Annotated in this window: 9 protein-coding genes; 5 read left to right on the top strand and 4 right to left on the bottom strand. The window is 74.9% G+C overall.

What is annotated here, in order from left to right:
- Positions 1-93: 93 nt before the first annotated feature.
- From Dvina_RS05720 to Dvina_RS05740, 5 genes are all read left to right on the top strand, one after another.
- On the top strand, positions 94-1,128 hold the full coding sequence (locus Dvina_RS05720; RefSeq protein WP_223101297.1) for a 3-oxoacyl-ACP synthase III family protein: 1,035 nt from the start codon (positions 94-96) through the stop codon (positions 1,126-1,128).
- Positions 1,125-2,993 (top strand): HAD-IIIC family phosphatase, encoded by a 1,869-nt coding sequence (locus Dvina_RS05725; RefSeq protein ID WP_223101298.1) that lies wholly within the window; start codon positions 1,125-1,127, stop codon positions 2,991-2,993. The genes Dvina_RS05720 and Dvina_RS05725 overlap by 4 nt, the downstream gene beginning before the upstream one ends.
- Positions 2,990-3,217, top strand: coding sequence for a phosphopantetheine-binding protein (locus tag Dvina_RS05730; RefSeq protein WP_223101299.1), 228 nt, complete (start codon positions 2,990-2,992; stop codon positions 3,215-3,217). Before Dvina_RS05725 ends, Dvina_RS05730 begins: the two co-directional genes overlap by 4 nt.
- On the top strand, positions 3,214-3,948 hold the full coding sequence (locus Dvina_RS05735) for a 2-oxo acid dehydrogenase subunit E2 (protein WP_246656054.1): 735 nt from the start codon (positions 3,214-3,216) through the stop codon (positions 3,946-3,948). The genes Dvina_RS05730 and Dvina_RS05735 overlap by 4 nt, the downstream gene beginning before the upstream one ends.
- Before the next feature lie 74 nt (positions 3,949-4,022).
- Positions 4,023-5,003: an alpha/beta hydrolase gene (locus Dvina_RS05740; RefSeq protein WP_223101300.1), complete on the top strand. Its 981-nt coding sequence runs from the start codon at positions 4,023-4,025 to the stop codon at positions 5,001-5,003.
- Positions 5,004-5,070: 67 nt separating this feature from the next.
- Here the strand turns inward: Dvina_RS05740 and Dvina_RS05745 are convergent, their stop codons facing one another.
- The 4 genes from Dvina_RS05745 to Dvina_RS05760 are packed head-to-tail and all read right to left on the bottom strand — an operon-like array spanning position 5,071 to position 22,245.
- The gene (locus Dvina_RS05745) at positions 5,071-5,820 is read right to left on the bottom strand and encodes a thioesterase II family protein (protein WP_223101301.1); all 750 of its coding nucleotides are present in this window, start codon (positions 5,818-5,820) and stop codon (positions 5,071-5,073) included.
- Entirely contained in the window at positions 5,817-7,307 is a 1,491-nt protein-coding gene (locus Dvina_RS05750) for an FAD-dependent monooxygenase (protein ID WP_223101302.1), read from the bottom strand. The genes Dvina_RS05745 and Dvina_RS05750 overlap by 4 nt, the downstream gene beginning before the upstream one ends.
- The gene (locus tag Dvina_RS05755; protein ID WP_223101303.1) at positions 7,304-10,306 is read right to left on the bottom strand and encodes a type I polyketide synthase; all 3,003 of its coding nucleotides are present in this window, start codon (positions 10,304-10,306) and stop codon (positions 7,304-7,306) included. The genes Dvina_RS05750 and Dvina_RS05755 overlap by 4 nt, the downstream gene beginning before the upstream one ends.
- The gene (locus tag Dvina_RS05760; protein WP_223101304.1) at positions 10,303-22,245 is read right to left on the bottom strand and encodes a type I polyketide synthase; all 11,943 of its coding nucleotides are present in this window, start codon (positions 22,243-22,245) and stop codon (positions 10,303-10,305) included. The genes Dvina_RS05755 and Dvina_RS05760 overlap by 4 nt, the downstream gene beginning before the upstream one ends.
- Between the last annotated feature and the right edge of the window lie 2 nt (positions 22,246-22,247).

The following is a 22,247-nucleotide window of genomic DNA, read 5'->3' on the forward strand; positions in this document are numbered from 1 at the left end:
GCCCGCTAAACCATCGCTGGGGGCAGCCGGCGCGGAAGCAGGGCTTTAGCCGACCACCGCACGATGCGCTCACCGACAAGGGAAAGGCTCGAAGTGGACGCTGCTGACATCCACATCCGCGCGGTCGCGACCGCCCTGCCCGGCCCCGGGATCGACAACGCCACCCTCGCCAAGCGCTTCGGTATGCCGGCCGCCTTCGAACAGTGGATCGACGTGTTCGTCGGGACCCGGATCCGGCACTTCGCCGTGGACCTCGACACCGGCGAGGTGCGCAGCTCCCTGGCCGACCTGGCCGCCGAGGCGGGCGCCCGCGCGCTGGCCGCGGCCGGGCTCGAACCGTCCGATGTGGACCTCATCGTGATGGCCACCTCCTCACCCGACGCGCTGATGCCCGCCACGGTCAACGTGGTCGCCGACCGGCTCGGGATCGACCGGATCTCGACGTACCAGCTGCAGTCCGGCTGCACGGGCGCCGTCCAGGCCCTCGACGTCGCCGCGCAGCTGCTGCGCGGCGGCCGGCACTCGGTGGCCCTGGTCATCGGCGGCGACACGTGCGCGAAGCACCTCGACGTGACGGTCGACGGCGCGGCGCTGCCGCCGGCCGAGCAGATCAACGGCGTGCTGTTCGGCGACGGCGCCGGCGCCGCGGTCCTCACCACCCGGCCCTCACCCGGTGCGCCGGTGCTGCGCCACGCGTTCGTCGAGCTCGCCGGGCTCGGGCGCGCGCCCGGGCAGATCGTCAACTGGACCGGCCGGGCCGCCCGCGACACCGGCGAGCCGATCGTCAGCGAGGACTACAAGGCGATCGAGGAGTCGGTGCCGGTGCTGGCCGCCGAGGCCCTCGACCGGCTGCTCGACGAGCTGGACTGGAAGGAGACGGAGGTCGACTACCTCCTGCCGCCGCAGCTGTCGGGCCGGATGACCGAGAAGATCACCGCGCGTCTCGACGCGCCGCACGCGCGCGAGGTGTCATGCGTCGCCGACATCGGCAACACCGGCAACGCGCTGCCGTTCTTCCAGCTGGAGCTGGCCCTGCCCCGGATGGCGGCGGGCGACCGCGCGGCCGGCGTGGCGATCGAGTCCAGCAAGTGGATCAAGGCGGCGTACGCGGTGGAGCGACAGCTATGACGAGCGTCCTGGAGCTGCACCGGGCCGGGGAGCTCGCGGCCCGCTACCCGGAGGTCCGCGCGCTGCTGGCCGAGCCCGGCGCCGAGCCGGCCATCGCGGGCCGGCTGCTGAGCCGCCTCGACGCCGACGAGGTGCACCGGCGCCACCCCGAGTATCCGGTCGTGTCGGTGGCGATCACCGGGCACGGCACCGTCGCCCAGGTCGTCGCGCCGCTCACCGCGCAGCTGGCCCGGCACGGCCTGCTGGCCCGCTGCACCGTCGCCGACTTCGACTCCTACGTGCGCGACCTGGGCGCGCCGGACAGCGACCTCTACGCCGCCGGGGCCGACCTGGTCCTGTGCCTGCTCGACGCCAACGTCGTCCTCGACGAGCTGCCGGTGCCGTGGGCCCCCGCGGACGCGTCAGGCGTCCTCGCCGCGAAGCTGGCGCTCCTGCGCGGCCTGGCCGCCACCTTCCAGCACACCGGGGCGGGCACGCTCGTCCTCAACACGCTGCCGCTGCCGCACCGCGCGGTCGCGCAGCTGATCGATCACCGCTCCCGCGCCCGGTTCTGTGCGGCGTGGCACGAGTACAACGCCGGCGTCCTGCGCCTGGCCGAGGACTTCCCGGCGCTGGTGGTCATCGACCTGGCGCCGCTGATCGCCGAGGGCATCGCCGCCGAGGACCCGCGCATGAGCTGCTACGCCGGCGCGCACCTCTCGGCCGAGCTGCTGGCCCGCTACGCCCGCGAGGCCGGGCACCTGGCCCGCAACCTGACCGGGCGGACCAGCAAGGTGCTCGCCCTCGACCTGGACGGCACCGTCTGGGGCGGCATCCTCGCCGAGGACGGCCCCGACGGGCTGGAGATCTCCGAGGGGCACACCGGGTCGGCGTTCGCGGCGTTCCAGCGGGTGGCCAAGCAGCTCGCCGCCCAGGGCATCCTGGTGGCCGCGGTGAGCAAGAACGACGCCGACGCCGTGCGGGCGGTCTTCCGCCACCGCGCCGACCTCACCCTGGCCGAGGACGACTTCGTGCGGGTCGTGGCCAACTGGCGGCCCAAGCACGAGAACCTCACCGAGCTCGCCGCCGCGCTCAACGTCGGCGTCGAGAGCATCGTGTTCGTCGACGACAGCACGTACGAATGCGGCCTGGTCCGTCACGAGCTTCCCGGCGTGGCCGTCGTGCCCGTCACCGACGAGCCGGCGCTGCACGTCGAGGCGCTGCTGCGCGACGGCTGGTTCACGACCCGGGACCTGACCGCCGAGGACACCGCGCGGGTCACCCGCTACCGTGAGGAGCTGGTCCGGCAGGACTTCATGGACTCGTTCGACTCCATGGAGGCATACCAGGCCCAGCTCGGCGTCGTCGTGCGGATCGAGCCCGCAACCCCGGCCGACGTGCCGCGGGTGTCGCAGCTGACCCTGCGCACCAACCAGTTCAACCTGACCGTCGAGCGGCTCCAGCCGCCGGCGGTCCAGGCGCTGCTCGAGGACCCGGCGCACCGGGTCCTGACGATCCGCAGCGCCGACCGCTTCGGCGACAACGGGCTCGTCGGCGCGCTGCTGACCCACACCGACGGCGACGTCGTCACCATCGACAACTTCCTGCTCAGCTGCCGCGTGTTCGGCCGCGGCATCGAGGCCGCCGCGCTGTCGGCGGTCCTGCTCGACGCGCGACGCCGCGGCTGCACCGCCGTCGTGGCCGCCCACCGGGCCGGGGCCAAGAACAGCAAGGTCCTGCAGCTGTACCCCCGGCACGGATTCGTCCGCGCGGAGCCCGGCGAGGCCGGGGCCGGGGTCACGTGGTTTCGCCACGACCTGCGCGACATCGCCGATCCGCCGAAACACATCGACCTGGCCGACGGTACCGAAGGGGGACGGCCGTGAACACCATCGAGGACTTCCGGAGCCTGCTCAACGACGAGCTGGGCCTGACCATCACCGCGGACGATGTCCGGGCCCGCCTCGACGAGGTGTCCGGCTGGGATTCCGTGTACCTCCTGTCGCTGCTCACGCTCCTGGAGCGGCGCACCGGCCGGGTCCTGCCGCTGCGCGACGTGCTCAGCGCCGGCAGCCTGCACGACATCTACCTCATTGCGGCCGGCACGTGAACGCGATCGCCATGCCGCGGCAGCGCCGGCACACGCTGTTCTTCCTCGACGAGGTCCGCGCGGTCCGGCCGGTGTTCCTGGACACCGAGGTCGACCTGAGCGCCGTGCTGGCCGACCGCGCCGGGTCGAGCGCCTCGACGCTGTGTTACGTCCTGCACGTCGCAGCTCGGGTGCTCGAGCGGCACCCCGAGGCCAACTCCGCGGTCCGCGGCGGCCGGGTCGCCCGGTACCGATCGGTCAACGGCAAGGTCACGCTGGACAAGCGGGTCGGCGGGGAGCGCGTCGTCGTCTCCACCGTCCTGCCGGAGCTGCAGACCGCCTCCCTGGCCACGATCCAGTCGCAGCTCGAGCGCTTCCGCGCGGGCGACCCGGGCACCATGCCCGAGTTCGCCGGGATGCGGGCCCTGCACCGGCTGCCGCGCCCGCTCGGGCGGCTCGCGTTCCGGCTCGGCGTGCGCGACCTCGCCCGCCGCCCGGGGACCATGGGGACCTTCGCCGTCACGTCGCTGGCCCACCGGCCCGTCGACGGCTTCTACTCCGTCGGCGGGACCACCGTCACGCTCGGCCTCGGCCGGACCGTGGAGCGCCCCGTCGTGCGCGCGGGCGAGGTGACCGTCGCACCGGTCATGCGGCTGTCGCTCACCTTCGACCACCGCGTCATCGACGGTGCGGAGGCCGCCGATGTGCTCGCCGAGATTCGCGCGGGCCTGGAACACTGGGGGACGGCGTGAACGATCTCGGGGAACTGAAGGAATACGTCCGGGTCCACGCGAAGGGGCAGCGGATCCCGCAGTACCAACACATCTTGGATCGCATTGTCACCGACGAGGGCAGCGGGCCCGGCTCCTGGGTCGGCGAATGGTGCGCGGCCGGAGCCGACAGGCAGCGGCAGGGGCGGCACGTGGACGCGGTGCGGCGCTTCGCGCTGGCCCGCTTCCCGTTCGTCGACGGGCCGGCCCGTGCGGACGCGGCCGCGCGCTGCGTCGCCGCCGTCGAGCGGTGGAGCGCCGACGTCACGGGCGTCGAGCCCCTCACGGTGGAGCTCAAGGACGGCACCGTGCGGTGCTGGACCTACGGGCTCTCGTCCGGCGAGAAACGGCCGCTGTTCCTGGTCATGGGCGGGATCGTCAGCGTCAAGGAGCAGTGGGCGCCGATGCTGGCCCAGGCCCGGCGCCTCGGCCTGGCCGTCGTCGTCACCGAGATGCCCTCCGTCGGCGAGAACACGGTCCCCTACGGCCCCGACGCCTGGCAGATGATCCCCGGCCTGCTCGACGAGCTGGCCGACCGGGCCGACGTGCGCCAGACCTACGCGACCGCGCTGAGCTTCAGCGGCCACCTGGCCCTGCGGGCAGCCGTCGACGACCCGCGCATCCGCGCCGTCATCACCGTCGGCGCGCCCGTCGGCCGGTTCTTCACCGACGTCGAGTGGCAGGAGGGGCTCCCAGCCGTCACCCTCGACACGCTCGGGCACCTCATCGGCGTCACCGCCGCGGCGATCCCGGGCCGCCTGGCCGAGCGGGCCATCGCCGTGGAGCAGCTGCAGGCGCTGGAGATCCCGGTGTACTACGTGGCCAGCCGGCGCGACGAGATCGTCCCCTACGCCGAGACCGCACTGCTGCGCGACGGCGTGCGCCGCCTCGAGCTGCTCGAGCACGACGACGTCCACGCCTCACCCGGGCACGTCGTGCGGACCCAGCTCTGGACCACCCGCGCCCTGCTGCAGGCCCGCGGCGTGCGCAACGCCCAGACCGGCCTGCTGAACGTGCTGCTGCGCCTCGCGCGCTGACCTCACCTGTACCGTCACACCGAGGCCCGGCCCGCTGGATGCGGGCCGGGCCTTCGCGGTGCCCCGCTCAGAAGATGGCGGCCGGGGCCAGGGCGGTGAGGATCTCCGTCGCGACCTCCTCCGGCCAGGCGTTGAGGTAGAAGTGGCCGCCGGGAAACACCCGCAGGTTGAGCCCGCCGGTCGTGTGCCAGACCCACGCCTGCGCGTCGTCGACGCTCGTCTGCGGGTCGAGCTCACCCACCAGCGCCGTGATCGGGCAGGTAAGCGGGGTCGGATCGGTGCTGCGGTACGTCTCCACGGCCCGGTAGTCGTTGCGGACGATCGGCAGGATGCCGGCCCGCAGCTCCGGGTCGGCCAGGAACCGCGGATCGGTGCCGCCGACCTTCATCAGCTCGTTGACCAGACCCTCGTCGTCGCGCATGTGCACGGCGCCGGGCCGGTACCGCGACGGAGCCCGCCGGCCCGACACGATGAGCCGCACCGGCTCCGTCTTCAGGCGCCGCGCCACCTCGAACGCGACGACCGCGCCCATGCTGTGACCGAAGAACGCGTACGGCTCCTCGTCCCCGTCGGCCTCCAGCGCGGCGCAGATCCGGTCGGCCAGCACGCCGATGTCGTCGACGAGCGGCTCGCGGTAGCGGGAGTGGCGGCCCGGGTACTGGACCGCGCTCACCGCCAGCCGCGGAGCGAGGTGCTGGGCGAGCGGGAAGTAGAACGCCGCCGCCCCGCCCGCGTGCGGGAAGCACAGCAGGCGCGGCCGGCCCGGCTCGCTGCCGGGGAACCGCTGGAACCACGTGTCCGGGCTTTCAAAGCTCATGCTGCCACCCCAACCATCATCGATTTGCCGAACCATTGCCCGGCCGCCTCGGCCAGTCCGTTGCCCGCGAGCCCTCCGGCCGTTGCCGGGGAAGCCCACGCCACCCGCCCATCGGGGCGCAGCAGCACGGCCGTAGCCGGAATCTCGTCGCTGGGCTCGGCGGTGACCGCGTCGATGCGGTCGTCGAACCCGTCCGGCAGCGTGACGCCGGCGCCGAGGTCGAGCAGCACGCCCAGGCCGGACGTCAGCAGCTTCGCCACCGACGTCGCGCCGGCGCCGGTGGTCAGCGGCACGTCGGCCAGCCGCCGGCCCACCAGCTCGCCGCCGCTCTCCGCCGGGTAGCGCACGTCCAGCCCGCCGACCATGTTCACCAGGTAGGCGTTGACGTCCGGGAACGCGGTCAGCTCGGCGAAGATCTCGCGCAGCGGCGCGACCCGCGACATCGGGTGCATGAGCGCGGTCTGGGCGCTCGTGGTCCGGCACGCGCGGGCGCCGACCGGGTGCCGCTCCCCGTGGTACGTGTCCAGCAGGCCGGGCGGGGCCCACCCGCCATGCGCGGCGGCCAGCTTCCAGCCCAGGTTCACCGCGTCCTCGAGGCCGGTGCTCAGCGCCTGCCCGCCCAGCGGGAAGTGCACGTGCGCGGCGTCGCCGGCCAGGAACACACGGCCGGTCCGGTACTGATCGGCCAGGCGGGTCGCCGTCGTCCAGTAGGACAGGCGGACCGGGTGGCCCGTGAGTGCAGTACCCGTGATGCGGGCATATGCGGCGGCGAAGTCCTCCGGCGGCACCGGGGCCGACTCGACACCCGGCTCGGTGTCGAACTCGCCGGTCATCACCCGTAGCGCCTGCGGCCCGATCGGCGCGACAGTGCAGATGCCGTTCTGATACTGGTTGACGCCGATCTGCGCGAACATCGGGTCGCCGGGCTCGACGCGCACGTCGGCCAGGATGCCCAGGAACGGCACGTCGGCCCCGGAGAACCCGATCCCGGCCAGCGCGCGGACGCGGCTGCCGGCCCCGTCGCAGCCGACCAGGTAGGCCCCGCGGACCGTGGCCCGCGCCCCGTCCGCGCCGACGACGTCGGCCTCGACACCGTCCGCGTCCTGCCGCACGCCGACGACCTCGGCATCGCGGCGGACCTGGGCTCCGAGCTTGACTGCCCGCTCCTCCAGTACCCGCTGGAGCAGCGCGTGCGGCACCGCGAAGTTGAACGGGTGCCGCTGCCCCACGGTTGTCGGGTCGAGCCAGATGTGGCCGAAGTGCGCCCGTGGGAAGGACATGCCGAACGGACGGATCGCCTCCATGAGGCCGCGCTGCTCCAGCAGTTCGACGACGGCGCCGTTGACGGCCATGCCGCGGGACTGCTCCGGAGCGGGAGGCGTCGCGGCCCGCTCCAGCACGACGGCCGGCACCCCGGCGAGACCGAGCTCGTAGGCGAGCATCAGTCCCACCGGGCCGGCGCCGGCGATGAGAACTGGTTGGGTCATAGTTCGCTCCTTACTAGGGACAGTGCGCTGTGCAGGTGCGCCGCCAGTGCGGCCGGTGTGGGGTGGTCGAACACCTCCGTGGGCGCGATGGTCAGGCCCGCCGCCCGCAGCCGGGTGACGAGTTCGAGGGTGATGAAGGACGTGAAGCCCAGACTTGGGAAGTCGGCGTCGAGGTCGACCTCGTCGAGCCGGTCGAGGCCGAGCGCACCGGCGGTCTGGCGCCGCACCAGCTCGACGATCGCCTGCCGCCGCTCGTCCTCGTCCTCCGGCAGCTCGACGGTCGCCCGGCCCGGCGCGGGCCGGTGTTCGGCGCGCACCACCGGGTCGGCGTCGATCCAGTACCGGCGGCGCTGGAAGGCGTAGGTGGGCAGGTCGACGCGGCCCGTCTGCGGGATCAGGTGGTGCCAGGTCACCTCGTGGCCGTTGGCGTGGGCCGTGGCCAGGGCGTTGAGGAGCGTGACGGCCTCCGGGCGGCGGCTGTCGAGCATCGCCGAAGCGGTGGCTTTCAGGTGGGTCGCAAGGGTGGCTGCGCCCAGCTCGATACAGGTGTCTGCACCCTGGATCTGTGCCGCGGAGTGGGCAAAATTGACGGTGTTGCGAGCGTGGTGGGCCCAGCCGCTCGTGGTGCCGATGACCGGAATTTTCGGGGGGTGGTGGGTGATGGTGGCTTCGAGTGCTTGGAGTTGGTCGAGGATCGGGTTCATGTGGTGGCTGTGGAAGGCGTGGCTGGTGGTGAGCAGTTTCGCCTTGTGCCCGGCGTGTTTCAGGTCGGTGATGAGGGCTTCGACGGCGGCTTTGTCTCCGGCTACGACGATGTCGGTGGGGGAGTTGACCGCGGCGATCGTGGTAGCGGCCGGGGCAGTGAAGCCGGCTGGCGGGCGGATGGCGGCCATGGCTCCGGCGCCGGCGGGGAGGTCCTGCATGAGCCGGGCGCGGGTGCTGACGAGCCGGGCGGCGTCTTGGAGGGTGAGGATGCCGGCGCAGTGGGCGGCGGTGATCTCGCCGAGGGAGTGCCCGGTGAGGATGTCGGGCTGGAGGCCGTGGTGGACGAGGGTCCGGAACAGTGCCGTCTGGAGGGCGAAGAGGGTGGTCTGGGTGTAGAAGGTCTCGTTGATGCGGGCGTCGTCCGGGCTGAGGAGGATCTCCTGCACCGCCGGGTCCAGGTGGGCGCAGACGTCGTCCAGGGCGGCGGCGAACTCGGGGTGGGTCTTGTAGAGCTCGCGGCCCGCCCCCGGGCGCTGACTGCCCTGGCCGGGGAGCAGGAAGACCAGCCGGCCGCCGGTCGCCGTGGTGGTCGTCATGTTCGTGGTGGGCTGACCCGCGGCCAGGTCCCGCAGGCGGGTGGTCAGCTCGGCGGCGGTCTCGGCGACGATCACCGCGCGGTGCGCGTGGTGCGTACGGCGGCGGGCCAGGGCGTGCGCGACGCCCGGGAGGCCGGGCTCGGTCGCCAGGTGGGCGTGGAGGCGCTCGGCCTGGGCCTTGAGAGCCTCCCGGGAGCGGGCCGACAGCAGGAACGGCAGCGGGCGGGGCTCGGCCGCGGCGGGATCGAGCGAGGGCAGCGGGTGCCCCGCGATCGCGCCGGGATCGAGGGAGGGGGAGGGGGGTGGGTCCCCCGGCGCCTGCTCGATGATCACGTGGGCGTTGGTGCCCGAGATACCGAACGACGAGATCGCGGCGCGCTTCGGGTGGTCCGTCTGCGGCCAGGCGGTCGCGTGTTCGAGGAGCCGCACCGCGCCGGCGGTCCAGTCGACGTGAGGGGTGGGCTCGTCGACGTGGAGGGTGGGAGGGAGGAGGCCGTGAGCGATGGACTGGACCATTTTGATGATGCCGGCCACTCCGGCGGCCGCCTGGGCGTGGCCGATGTTCGACTTGATGGAGCCCAGGTGGAGGGGGGTGCCGGGGTCGCGGTCGCGGCCGTAGGTGGCCAGCAGAGCCTGGGCCTCGATCGGGTCGCCGAGCGTCGTGCCGGTGCCGTGGGCCTCCACTGCGTCGACGTCCTGCGGGCGCAGGCCCGCGTTGGTCAGCGCGGCTCGGATCACGCGCTGCTGGGCCGGGCCGTTCGGCGCGGTCAGGCCGTTGCTGGCGCCGTCCTGGTTGACCGCGGAGCCGCGGATCACGGCCAGGACGCGGTGGCCGTTGCGTTCGGCGTCGCTCAGGCGTTCCAGGGCGATGAGGCCGGCGCCCTCGGCCCAGCCGGCGCCGTCGGCGGACGCGGCGAAGGACTTGCAGCGGCCGTCGGGAGCCATGCCGCGCTGGCGGCTGAACTCGACGAACAGGCCGGGCGTGGCCATCACGGTGACGCCGCCGGCCAGCGCCAGGTCGCAGTCGCCGGCGCGCAGGGACTGGCAGGCCAGGTGCGTGGCGACGAGCGACGAGGAGCAGGCGGTGTCGACGGTGACGGCCGGGCCCTCGAAGCCGAACGTGTAGGCGATGCGGCCCGAGGCGACGCTGCCCGCGCTGCCGTTGCCGAGCAGGCCTTCCCACTCCGAGGCGGGGGTGCCGGCCAGGCGGGCCGCGTAGTCGCCGTACATGAGGCCGGTGAAGACGCCGGTCAGGCTGCCGCGCAGCTGCTCCGGCGGCACGCCCAGGCGCTCGACGACCTCCCAGGCCAACTCCAGCAGCAGGCGCTGCTGCGGATCGACGGCCTGGGCCTCGCGCGGGCTGATGCCGAAGAAGGCGGCGTCGAAGTCGGCGGCGTCGTAGAGGAAGCCACCCTCGCGGGCGTAGGAGGTGCCGGGGTGGTCGGGGTCGGGGTGGTACAGCGCCTCGACGTCCCAGCCGCGGTCCTGCGGGAAGCCGGACACGACGTCGCGGCCGTCGCGGACCACGGCCCACAGGTCGGCCGGGCTCGCGATGCCGCCGGGGTAGCGGCAGGCCATGCCGACGATCGCGATCGGCTCGCGGTGCCGGGACTCGGCGTCCCGCAGGCGCCGGCGGGTCTCGTGCAGCTCGGTGGTGACCCGCTTGAGGTACTCGACGAGCTTCGCCTCATCACTCATTTTCGCCCGAACTCCTCATCGATGAAGTCGAACAGGTCGGCGGCCGACGCGTCCTGCAGCCGTTCGGCCACCGCCGACACCGGCGGGGTGGCCACGGCCGTGATGCGGGCCGCGAGGTCGCGCAGCCGCTCGGCGAGCCGGGCCGCACCCGGGTCGTCGGGGCTCAGGGCCGGGAGCAGGCGCTCCAGGCGGTCCAGCTCCTCGGCGCCCGTCTCGCGGGCCGGCGCGGTGGCGGCGGTGTCGTCAGGCATCGCCGGGGCCAGCTGCTCCAGCAGGTGGGTGGCTATCGCGTCGGCGCTCGGGTGGTCGAACACCAGCGTGGCCGGGAGCCGCAGGCCGCTGATGGTGTTGAGCCGGTTGCGCAGGTCGACCGCGGTCAGGGAGTCGAAGCCGAGCTCCTGGAAGGCCCGGGCGGGGTCGATGCCGCGCGGGTCGGCGTGCCCGAGCACCGCGGCGACCTGCTCCCGGACCAGGTCGGCGACGAGCCGGCGGCGCCGCTCGGCGTCGAGGCCGGCCAGCCGCTGGGCCAGCGACGGGCCGGCGGCCGCGGCGCGGGTGCGGCGGGCCTGGACGAGGTCGCGCAGGGGCGGGGTGAGCGCCCCGCCGGTCGCCTGGTCGCGCAGGGACGGCTTGTCGAGTCGGCTTGCCAGCAGTACCCCCGAAGCGTGCAGGGTCTGGTCGAAGAGCCCGAGGCCGTCGGCGGTCTCCAGGGGGAGCAGGCCGTTGCGGCGCATCCGCCGGTGATCGGTGCCGTCGAGGTGGGCCGTCATGCCGGTGCCCTCGGCCCAGAGGCCCCAGGCGATGGAGACCGCGGGGAGGCCGGCGGCCCGGCGGTGCTCGGCGAGGCCGTCGAGGAAGGTGTTCGCGGCGGCGTAGTTGGCCTGCCCGGGCGCGCCGAGTACGCCGGCCGCCGAGGAGAACAGCACGAACGCGTCGAGGTCCAGGTCCTTGGTCAGCTCGTGCAGGTGCCAGGCGCCGTCGACCTTGGGCCGTAGCACGCCGACGAGCCGGTCCGGGGTCAGGGACGTGACGGTGGCGTCGTCGATGGTGCCGGCGGCGTGCACGATCGCCGTGATCCGCTGTGGTACCGCCCCGAGCAGCGCCCGCACCTGCTCGCGGTCGGCTACGTCGCAGGCGAGCACGTCGACCGTCGCGCCGAGCTCCCGGGCGAGCGCGTCCGCGCGTGGGGCGTCGAGGCCGCGGCGGCTGGTGAGCACGAGGTGTCGGACGCCGTGCCGCTCGACGAGGTGCCTGGCGACCAGGCGGCCGAGGGTGCCGGTGCCGCCGGTGATGATGACCGCGCCGTCCGGGTCCAGGACCGTCCGGGGCGGGGCGGCGGCCGCGGGCCTGGCCAGCCGGGGCACGAGGAGGCGGTCGCCGCGCAGGGCGGCCTGGGGTTCGCCGGCGGCGAGGGCGGTGCGGGCCGCCGCGTGCAGCCGCTGCGGGTCGGTGCCGGGCTCGGCGTCGAGGATCGCGATGCGGTCGGGGTGCTCGGCCTGAGCGCTGCGCAGCAGGCCCCACAGCGCGGCGGCGGCGAGGTCGGTGATCGGCCCCGCGACCGCGCCGGTGGTGACGAACACCAGGCCGGTCGCGGTCTCGTCGAGCCGGCTCCGCAGGAGTTCGAGGGCGTGCAGGGTCAGCTCGCGGGCGCCGGTGGTGGGGTCGTCGCCGGTCCAGGTGGCGGGGATCAGCTCCAGGTCCCGCGCGGGCGCGTCCATGTCTACTGTGGACAGCTCGCGCCAGGTGAGGTCGAGAAGGCTGCTCGCGGCGGTGGTCGGGGCCGGCCGGACGGTCAGGGTGGTGATCGACCCGACCGGATTGCCGTCGCCGTCGGCGAGCTCCAGCGCCACGGCCCCGCTCGGGAGCGGGGTCAGCCGGACGCGCAGCGCCTTCGGCCCGGGGTTCGAGATCGAGACGCCCGACCATGCGAAGGGCAGGCGGACCTCCTGGGCGCTGTCCACGAAGGACATCGCGTGGAGTGCGGCGTCGAGCAGGGCCGGGTGGATGACGAAGGCGCCGGCCTGGTCGGGGGCCTCGACCTCGGCGTAGATGTCGTCGCCGGAGCGCCAGGCGGCCCGCAGGCCCTGGAACGCCGGGCCGTACTCCAGGCCCGCGGCCTCGAGCGTCGGGTAGAGCGCGTCGATGTCCAGCGGTGTCGCGTCCTTCGGGAGCCAGGTGACCTGTGCGGTCACATGGCCGCGTCCGAGCTGGCCGGTGGCGTGGGCGGTCCAGCCCTCGCCGGCGCGGGCCGAGTAGATGGTCACCGCGCTGTCGCTGACCACGACCTGGAGGCGGATCGGCTCGCGGTCCGGCAGGACCAGGGGCTCCTGCAGGGTGAGTTCGTCGACGCGGTCGAACCCGGCGCGCGCGGACGCGTGGAGGGCCAGGTCGAGGAAGGCGGTGCCGGGCAGCAGGACGGTGCCCGCGACCGCGTGGTCGGCCAGCCAGGGGTGGGTGGCGAGGCCGACCTGGCCGGTGAGGATGAGGCGGTCGTCGTCGGCGGTGCGGACCTCGTCCGTGAGCAGGGCGTGGCCGGTGCCGCTCCCGCTACCGCCGCCCGGGCGCGGCTCGAGCCAGAAGCGGGTGTGCTCGAAGGGGTACGTGGGCAGGTCGACGTGAGCGGCCGGGCCCCATTCGACAGGTGCGCCGTGGACGTATGCGCGTCCGAGCGCGGCGAGCAACGCGCCGCGGCCGTCGCGGTCGCGGTGCAGGGTGCCGGTGACGGTGGCGCGGACACCCGCCGCGTCGAGCACCTGCTCGACCGGCACCGTGAGCACCGGGTGCGGGCTGGCCTCGACGAAGAGCCGGTAGCCGTCGGCGGCGAGCGCGGTGACCGCATCGGCGAAGCGGACGGTCTGGCGCAGGTTGGTGTACCAGTACTCGGCGTCGAGGAGCGCGTCGTCGGCCAGCCGGGCGCCGGTGACCGTGGAGTAGAACGCGATCCGCGGCGGGCGCGGGGTGATGCCGGCGAGGGCGTCGAGCACCTGGGTGCGGATCGCCTCGACGTGCGCCGAGTGGGAGGCGTAGTCGACGGGCACGACCTTCGCGCGGGCGCCCTCGGCCTTGATCGCGGCGACGAACGCCTCGACGGCCGCGCGGTCGCCCGACACGACAGTGGTGCGCGGGCCGTTGCGGGCGGCGATCGAGACGGTGGTGGCGCCGGCGAGCCGCGCGGTCACGTCGGCCTCGGGAAGCTCGATCGAGGCCATGGTCCCGGTGCCGGCCAGGGCCGTGATCGCCCGGCTGCGCAGGGCCACGACACGTGCGGCGTCCTCCAGGCAGAGCGCGCCGGCGATGTACGCGGCCGCGATCTCGCCCTGGGAGTGCCCGACGACCGCGTCCGCGCGGACGCCCGCGGCCTGCCAGTGCGCGGCCAGCGCGACCATCACGGCGAACAGCGCGGGCTGGACCACGTCGACCCGGTCGAGCGACGGCGCGTCCGCGCGCTGTTCGATCACGTCGAGGAGGGACCAGCCGGTGTGCGGGGCGAGCGCGTCGGCGCACTCCGTGAGCCGGGCCGCGAACGCCGGTGAGTGCTCCAGCAGGTCGCGGGCCATGCCGGGCCACTGGGAGCCCTGGCCGGGCAGGACGAACGCGGTCCGGCCCGGCCCGGCCTCGGCGACGCCCGCGGTCACGGCCGGGTGCGGGGCGCCGCTGACGAGCGCGGCCAGCCCGTCGCGCAGCTCGGCCGGGCCGGAGCCGACGACGACCGCACGGTGCTCGAACCGGGCCCGGTGCGCGCCGAGCGCCCGCCCGGTCGCGGCCGGGTCGTCCCCGCCGGCACCGAGCATGCGGCCGGCCAGGGCCCGCAGCGCCGCCGGTGTCCGGGCCGACAGCGGCCAGGCGACCGGGCCGGCCGCCTCGGGGGTGGTCGCCTCGGGAGTGGCCGCGTCGGGGGCCTGCTCCAGCACGATGTGCGCGTTGGTGCCGCTGATGCCGAACGACGACACCGCCGCCCGCCGCGGCCGCCCGGTCTGCGGCCACGGCATCGCCTCCGCGAGCGGGGCGACGGCGCCGGCGGACCAGTCGACGTGCGGGGTCGGGGCGTCGAGGTGCAGGGAGGCCGGCAGCGAGCCGTGCCGCAGCGCCTGGACCATCTTGATGATCCCGGCGACGCCCGCGGCCGACTGGGTGTGGCCGATGTTCGACTTGATGGAGCCGAGCCGCAGCGGGCGGTCGGCGGGGCGCTCCCGGCCGTAGGTGGCCAGGAGCGCCTGCGCCTCGATCGGGTCGCCGAGGGTGGTGCCTGTGCCGTGCGCCTCGACCACGTCGACGTCGGCCCCCGTAAGCCCGGCGTCGGCGAGTGCGGCCCGGATGACCCGCTGCTGTGCGGGGCCGTTGGGGGCGGTGAGGCCGTTGCTGGCGCCGTCCTGGTTGACCGCCGACCCGCGGACGACGGCCAGCACGCGGTGGCCGCGGCGGCGCGCCTCGGAGAGCCGTTCGAGCAGGACCAGGCCCGCGCCCTCGCCCCAGCCGGTGCCGTCGGCGGCCGCCGCGAACGGCTTGCACCGCCCGTCGCCGGCCATCCCGCGCTGCCGGCTGAACTCGACGAAGATGCCGGGCGTCGACATGATCGTGACGCCGCCGGCCAGGGCGGCCGTGCACTCGCCGGCCCGGATGGCCCGGGCCGCCAGGTGCAGCGCGACGAGCGACGACGAGCAGGCCGTGTCGAGAGTGATGGCCGGCCCTTCCAGGCCGAGCGCGTAGGACACCCGGCCGGACGCGACGGAGCTGGTGGTGCCGGTGAGCAGGTAGCCGTCGACGCCGTCGGTCGCGGCGCCGACCCCGTACAGCTGGGTCGCGAGGCCGACGAAGACCCCGGTCCGGCTCCCGCGCAGTGACGTCGGGTCGATGCCGGCGTGCTCGATGGCTTCCCAGGCGGTCTCCAGCAGTACCCGCTGCTGCGGATCGGTCCCGAGCGCCTCTCGCGGGTTGATGCCGAAGAACGCCGCGTCGAACCCGGTCGCGCCGGCGACGAAGCCGCCCTGGTCGACGTACGTGCGCCCGGGGAGGCCCGGCTCGGGGTCGAAGATGGCGGCGACGTCCCAGCCGCGGTCGTCGGGGAAGCCGCCGATCGCGTCGCGGCCCTCCGCCACGAGCCGCCAGAGGTCGTCGGGGTTGGTGACGCCGCCGGGGTACCGGCAGGCCATGCCCACGATCACGACCGGGTCGTCGGCGTCGGCGCGGCCGTCCGGGTCGTCCGCGCCGCGCGCGGGCGCGTCCTCGGCGGGCGTCTCCCGGGTGAGGCTGCTCAGGTGGGCGGCGAGGGCGTCGACCGTCGGATGGTCGAAGACGAGCGTCGCCGGCAGCGCGGTGCCGAGCGCGGCGGTGAGCCGGTTGCGCAGCTCGACGGCGGTCAGCGAGTCGATGCCGAGCTCGTGGAACGGCCGCCCGGTGTCGATGCCGGCCGGTGAGTCGTGGCCGAGCACGGCGGCGAGCTCGGCCCGGACCAGGTCCCGCAGCGCGTCCGCGCCCAGCTCGGCCGGTCGTCCCCCGGCGCGGTGGCCGCTGCGGCGGGCCCCGCCGGTCAGGCCGTGCAGGATCGGCGGGAGGTCGGCCGGCGCCGCCGCGCGGAGGCGGGCCCGGTCGAGGTGCGCCGCGGCGAGCGCCGGGCGGGGGTCGGCGAGCGCGGCTTCGAGGAGCTCGAGGCCCTCGGCGACGTCGAGCGCGAGCAGGCCGGAGCGGGCCAGGCGCTCGGCGTCGGCGTGGCCGAGGCCGCCGGTCATGGCGCTCGGCCCGGCCCACAGCCCCCAGGCGATCGACGTGGCGGCCAGCCCGGCCGCGTGCCGCTGATGGGCGAGCGCGTCGAGGAGGGCGTTGGCGGCCGCGTAGTTGCCCTGGCCGGGGGCGCCGATGAGGCCGGCGACGGAGGAGTACAGGACGAACGCGGCCAGGTCGCTGCCCCGGGTCAGCTCGTCGAGGTGCCGGGCGGCGTCGGCCTTGGCCCCGAGCACTGCCGCGAACCGCTCCGGCGTGAGCGCGGCCACCGTGGCGTCGTCAACGACCCCGGCGGCGTGGATGACGGCGGTGAGGGGGCGCTCGGCCGGGATGCCCGCGAGCAGCGCCGCGACCTGCTCGCGGTCGGCGACGTCGCACGCGACGACCTCGGCGCCCAGGTCCCGGCTCAGCTGCGCGGCGCCGGGCGCGTCCGGGCCCCGGCGGCTGGTGAGGACGAGGTGGCGTACGCCGTGGCGCTCGACGAGGTGGCGGGCCGCGGCCGCGCCGAGCGCGCCCGTGCCACCGGTGATGAGGACCGTGCCGTCGGGGTCGATCGGGGCCGGGAGCGTGAGCACGACCTTGCCGACGTGCCGGGCCTGGCTGAGCATCCGGAACGCGTCAGGGGCCTGCCGCATGTCGAACGCGGTGAGCGGCGGGTGCCGCAGCGCGCCGGCGGCGAACAGCTCGAGCACCGCCGCGAGCATCTCCCCGATCCGCTCGGCGCCGGCCTCGGTGAGGTCGAACGCGCGGTAGCGTACGCCGGGGTGGCGCGCGGCGACATCCTCCGGGTCACGCACATCCGTCTTGCCCATTTCCAACAGCCGCCCACCGGGCCCGAGCAGCCGCAGCGACGCGTCCACGAACTCGCCGGCGAGCGCGTTGAGGACGACGTCGACGCGGTCGAAGGCCCGTTCGAAGTCGAGGGTGCGGGAGCTGGCGATGCGGCTGTCGGGCAGGCCGGCGGCTCGTAGGAGAGGCCATTTGGGTGTACTGGCGGTGCCGTAGACGTCAGCGCCGAGGTACTGGGCGAGCTGCGTCGCGGCCACACCGACCCCGCCGGCCGCGGCGTGGACGAGGACGCGCTCCCCGGGCCGCACCTGGCCGAGCTCGACAAGTGCGTAGTAGGCGGTGAGGTACACGGTGGGGACGGCGGCGGCCTGCGCGAACGTCCAGCCGTCGGGGATCCTCGCCAGGAGCCGGTGGTCGGTGACGGCGACGGGGCCGTAGCAGTCGGTGAAGACGCCGAGCACCCTGTCTCCGGCGGCCAGGTCGGCGACCCCTGCTCCGACGGCGGTGACGACTCCGGCGCCTTCGTTGCCGAGCGGAGGGCGATTTCCCGGGTACATCCCGAGGCTGATCAGCACATCGCGGAAGTTCACACCGACCGCGCGCATGGCGACCCGCACTTCGCCCGCCTTGAGCCCCCGCTCCTCGGCGCCTTCGCCCTCGCCTGTGATCTCGCCTTCGGTCTCGCGGGCGGTGTTGCCTGGGGTCTCGCGCTCGGTGAAGGCCAGGCTGTCGAGGATGCCGGGGCGCTGGACGGTCAGGCGCTGCCCGGGCGCGGGCGCAGGTAGCGCGGGCGGCCCGGCCGCGACGAGGCGCGGCGTGTACAGCGCCTCCCCACGCTGAGCCAGCTGGTGCTCACCGGTCGCCAGGGCCGCCGCAACCGCAAGCCCGATCGCGTCCGCGCGCTCCGTCGCGTCCGCGCATTCGGTCGCGTCCATGCACTCCGTCGCGTCCGCGCGTCCGACGGCGTCCTCGAGTTCAGCTGCGTCTGCGCGTCCGATCGTGTTCGGGCGGTCGGCTGAGTCTTTGCGTCCGGTCGCTTCCGCGCGCAGTGACGCGTCCGGGCGCGGTGTCGCGTCCGGGCGCGGTGTCGCGTCCGCGCGCGGTGTCGCGTCCGCGCGTGGGATCGCGTTTGCGTTGGGGGGCGGGGCGTCGGTGTCGATGAGGAGGAAGCGGCCCGGGTGCTCGTGCTGAGCGGAGCGGACGAGGCCGTGGACGGCCGCCGCGGTGAGGTCGGTGACGGGCTCGCCGGGCAGCACCGCTACCGCGCCTCGGGTGACGATCGCGAGGGGGCGCTCGGTGGGGTCGGCCAGGCGCTCCTGCAGTGCTTCGAGGACCGCGATCAGGTCGTCGCCCTCGAACACGTCGGCGCGGTCGGTGGCTCGCGCGGAGGCGTCGAAGAGGCCGCCCTCCAACAGCGGCCAGGTGACGCGCAGGAGGCCGGCGGGTGTGCCGTTGGCCTTGAGCTTGTCGGCGGCGACCGGGCGGGCGACAAGCGCCTCGACAGCGGCGATCGGCGTGCCGTCGGGCGCGGTGAGGGTGACGGCGACCGCGTCCGGGCCGGCCGGGGCCAGGCGGACCCGCGCCCGCGCGGCGCCGGTGCGGTAGGCCGTGACGCCGGTCCAGCTGAACGGGAGCCGGACGCCCTCGCCGCTGTCCCACATGCTCGGGTGCAGCGCGGCGTCGAGCAGGGCCGGGTGGATGACGTGGCGCCCAGCTTCGACGCCGGTGGGGAGCTCGACCTCGGCGAACAGTTCCGGCCCCAGGGTCCAGGCGCGCCGCACACCTTGGAACGCCGGGCCGTACGCGATGCCGAGCTCCGCGATCCGGTCATACAGCGCCTCGGCGTCGACAGGCTCAGCACCCTTCGGCGGCCAGACCGCGTCCGCGCGCAGTGTCGCGTCCGCGCCCGGCGCCGTGTCCTCGCGCAGCATCGTGTCCGCACTGAGTGCCGTGCCCGCGTTCGGAGTCGTGCTCGTGCCTCCGCGTTGTGTGGCATCTGCGCCCAACAGCGTGCTCGCGCCTGCGTTCGGCGTCGCGTCCGCGCCCGGCGTCGCGTCCGCGCGCAGTGTCGCGTCCGCGCCCGGCGCCGTGTCCGTAGTGAATTCCGTGTGTGCGCTGAGCGCCGTGTCCGCGTTCGGAGCCGTGCTCGTGTCCGCGGGTTGTGCGGCGGATGCGCCCAACGGCGTGCTCGCGCCTGCGTTCGGCGGCGCGCCTGCGTTGTGCTCCGCGCCTGTGTTCGGCGGCGCGTCCGCGCGTGGTTGAGGGGTGGTCCGAGCGGTGGTGTCGGTGGTCAGGCGGCCGGTGGCGTGCAGGGTCCAGGTGTCGGTGCCGTGGGGCTGGGCGTGGATGGTCAGGACGCGGGTGCCGTCCTCGGCCGGCGGGTCCAGGGCGAGCTGGAGGCGGACCGCGTCCTCGCCGGCGAGGAGCAGGGGTGCGTGCAGCGTCAGTTCGGCCACTCGGGGGCAGCCGGCCCGCTCGCCGGCGTGCAGGGCCAGGTCGAGCAGGGCGGTACCGGGGACCAGGATCGCGTCGTGGATTCGGTGGTCGGCCAGCCAGGGGTGCAGGGCGGTGGACAGTACGCCGGTGAAGATCCAGCCGTCGGCTCCGGCCAGGGCGACGGCGGCGCCCAGGAACGGGTGGTCGGTCGCGGCCAGGCCGGCTGCGGTGACGTCGCCGGTGAAGGGGGCGGTGCGCAGCCAGAACGGGCGTCGCTGGAACGGGTACGTGGGGCGGTCCCCGGGCGTCGTGTCGCGGACCTCGCCGTGCAGCGCCGACCAGTCGACCGCGTGCCCGGCGTTGTGCACTGCCGCGACGGCCGCCGCGAGCGTCGGCGCCTCCGCGCGGTCGCGTCGCAGTGCGGCCACCGCGGCCACCGCGGTCGACGCGCCAGGGCCACCGCCGGTGATCGGCGTGGTGGTGCTCAGCGCGGCCTCGACGAGGGTGGTGAGCGTGGTGTCGGGGCCGATCTCCAGGAACGTGGTGGCGCCCTCGGCGCGCAGGGTGCGGACGGCGTCCAGGAAGCGGACGGGGCGGCGGATGTGGCCGGCCCAGTAGGCCGGGGTCTGCTCGGTGCCGTCGGCCGGGCGGCCGGTGACGTCGGAGATGAACGGGGTCTGCGGGGCGCTGAAGGCGAGACCGGCGATGGCTCGCTCGAAGGGTTCGACGGCCGGGTCCATGCGGTGCGAGTGGAAGGCGTGGCTCACCCGCAGGCGGGTCGCCTTGCGGCCCTCGGCGCGCCAGTGGTCGGCCACGGCCAGGATCGCGTCCTCGTCGCCGGAGACGACCACCGCGTTCGGGCCGTTGACGGCGGCGATCTGGGCGCGGCCGGCGTACGGGAGCAGGGAGGCGGTGGCCTCGGCCTCGGTGGCGTGGATGGCGACCATGGCGCCGCCCGGCGGGAGCTGCTGCATCGCGCGCGCCCGGGCGACCACCAGCGAGGCGGCGTCGGGCAGGCTCAGGACCCCGGCTGCGTGGGCGGCCGCTATGGCGCCGATGGAGTGGCCGGTGACGAGGTCCGGGTGTACGCCCCACGACTCCAGGAGCCGGAACAGGGCCACCTCGAAGACGAACAGCACCGGCTGCGTGAAGCCGGTCTCGTCGAGCCTCGGGTCGTCCGTGGCGAACAGCACCTCCCGGACCGCCGGGTCGAAGCACGCGCACGCCGCGTCGAGGGCGGCGGCGAAGGCCGGGTAGGTGGCGTACAGCTCGCGGCCCGCGCCCGCGCGCTGGCTGCCCTGGCCGGAGAACACCATGGCCAGGGCGCCACCCGTGCGGCGGCCGGTCGCGACCGACGGGTGGGTGCGGCCCTCGGCCACGGCGCGCAGCGCGGCGGTCAGGTCGTCGCGGGTGGTGGCGACGACTGTGGCGCGGTGGCGGTGGTGGGTGCGGCCGGTGGCCATCGTGCGGGCCGCGTGAGGAAGGGCGGCGTCCGGGAGCGCTTTCAGGTGCTCCAGCCACGCCGCGGCCTGACCACGTAGCGCGTCGGGCTCCGGCGCCGCGAGGGGCCAGAGCAGCGGCCACGCCGGTTCGGTGGCGTCGGGGTCCGCGGGGGCGGGGGCCTGTTCGAGTACAAGATGCGCGTTTGTGCCGGAAATGCCGAAGGAGGAGACACCGGCTCGGCGCGCGCGGCCCGTCTCCGGCCACGGGCGGCGGGTCGTCACGGGACGGACGGCGCCGGCCGACCAGTCGATGTGCGGCGAGGGCTTGTCGACGTGCAGGGTCGGCGGGACGACGCCGTGGCGGAGCGCCTCGACCATCTTGATGACACCGGCGATGCCGGCCGCGGCCTGGGTGTGGCCGATGTTCGACTTGATCGAGCCCAGCCAGAGGGGGCGGTCGGCGGGGCGGGCGGCGCCGTAGGTGGCGAGCAGCGCGTGGGCCTCGATCGGGTCGCCGAGGGTGGTGCCGGTGCCGTGGGCCTCGACGACGTCGACGTCCGCGGTGTGCAGACGCGCGGACGCGAGGGCGGCGCGGATGACTGCCTCCTGGGCGGGGCCGTTCGGGGCGGTGAGGCCGTTGCTGGCGCCGTCCTGGTTGACCGCGCTTCCGCGCAGCACGGCGAGGACGGGGTGGCCGTGCCGGCGGGCGTCGCCGAGGCGCTCCAGCAGGATCAGGCCGGCGCCCTCGGACATCGCGGTGCCGTCGGCGGACGCGGCGAACGCCTTGACCCGGGCGTCCGCGGCGAGACCGCGCTGGCGGCCGAACTCGATGAACACGCCGGGCGTCGTCATCACGGTGACGCCGCCGGCCAGGGCGAGCGTGCAGTCGCCGCTGCGCAGGGCCTGGGCGGCCAGGTGGATCGCGACGAGCGACGCCGAGCAGGCGGTGTCGACGGTGACGGCCGGGCCCTCCAGGCCGAGCGTGTAGGCGATGCGGCCGGACAGGACGCTTGCCGAGATGCCGGTGCCGAGGTACCCCTCCACCTCCTCCTGCCCCGCCAGCGGCCGCGACAGGTAGTCCTGACCGTTGGTGCCCGCGAACACCCCGACCTTGGACCCGCGCAGGCCGTGCGCGTCGATCCCGGCCCGCTCGAAGACCTCCCAGGCCACCTCGAGGAGCAGCCGTTGCTGCGGGTCCATGGCGAGCGCCTCGCGCGGGCTGACGCCGAAGAACTCCGCGTCGAACCGCTCGACGCCGCGCAGGAAGCCGCCTCCGCGCGCGTAGGTGCGGCCGGCCGCGGACGGGTCAGGGTCGTAGAGGCCGTCCAGGTCCCAGCCGCGGTCGTCGGGGAACGCGCCCATCGCGTCGCGGCCGCCGGCGACGAGGTCCCACAGCTGCGCGGGGGTCTCGACGTCGCCGGGGAAGCGGCAGCCCATCGCGACGATGGCGATCGGCTCCCGGTCGCGGGACTCGGCGTCGCGCAGGCGCTGGTTGGCCTGCTGGAGCTCGGCGGTGGCCCGCTTGAGGTAGTCGCGCAGCCGGTTCTCGTTCATCG

The sequence above is a fragment of the Dactylosporangium vinaceum genome, assembly GCF_019904175.1.
GTDB classification, from domain to species: Bacteria; Actinomycetota; Actinomycetes; order Mycobacteriales; family Micromonosporaceae; genus Dactylosporangium; species Dactylosporangium vinaceum.

Coding starts and splice junctions, on each gene's coding strand:
- Dvina_RS05745 (WP_223101301.1), bottom strand. CDS start 5,820: ATGAGCTTTGAAAGCCCGGACACGTGGTTCCAGCGGTTCCCCGGCAGC.
- Dvina_RS05750 (WP_223101302.1), bottom strand. CDS start 7,307: ATGACCCAACCAGTTCTCATCGCCGGCGCCGGCCCGGTGGGACTGATG.
- Dvina_RS05755 (WP_223101303.1), bottom strand. CDS start 10,306: ATGAGTGATGAGGCGAAGCTCGTCGAGTACCTCAAGCGGGTCACCACC.
- Dvina_RS05725 (WP_223101298.1), top strand. CDS start 1,125: ATGACGAGCGTCCTGGAGCTGCACCGGGCCGGGGAGCTCGCGGCCCGC.
- Dvina_RS05760 (WP_223101304.1), bottom strand. CDS start 22,245: ATGAACGAGAACCGGCTGCGCGACTACCTCAAGCGGGCCACCGCCGAG.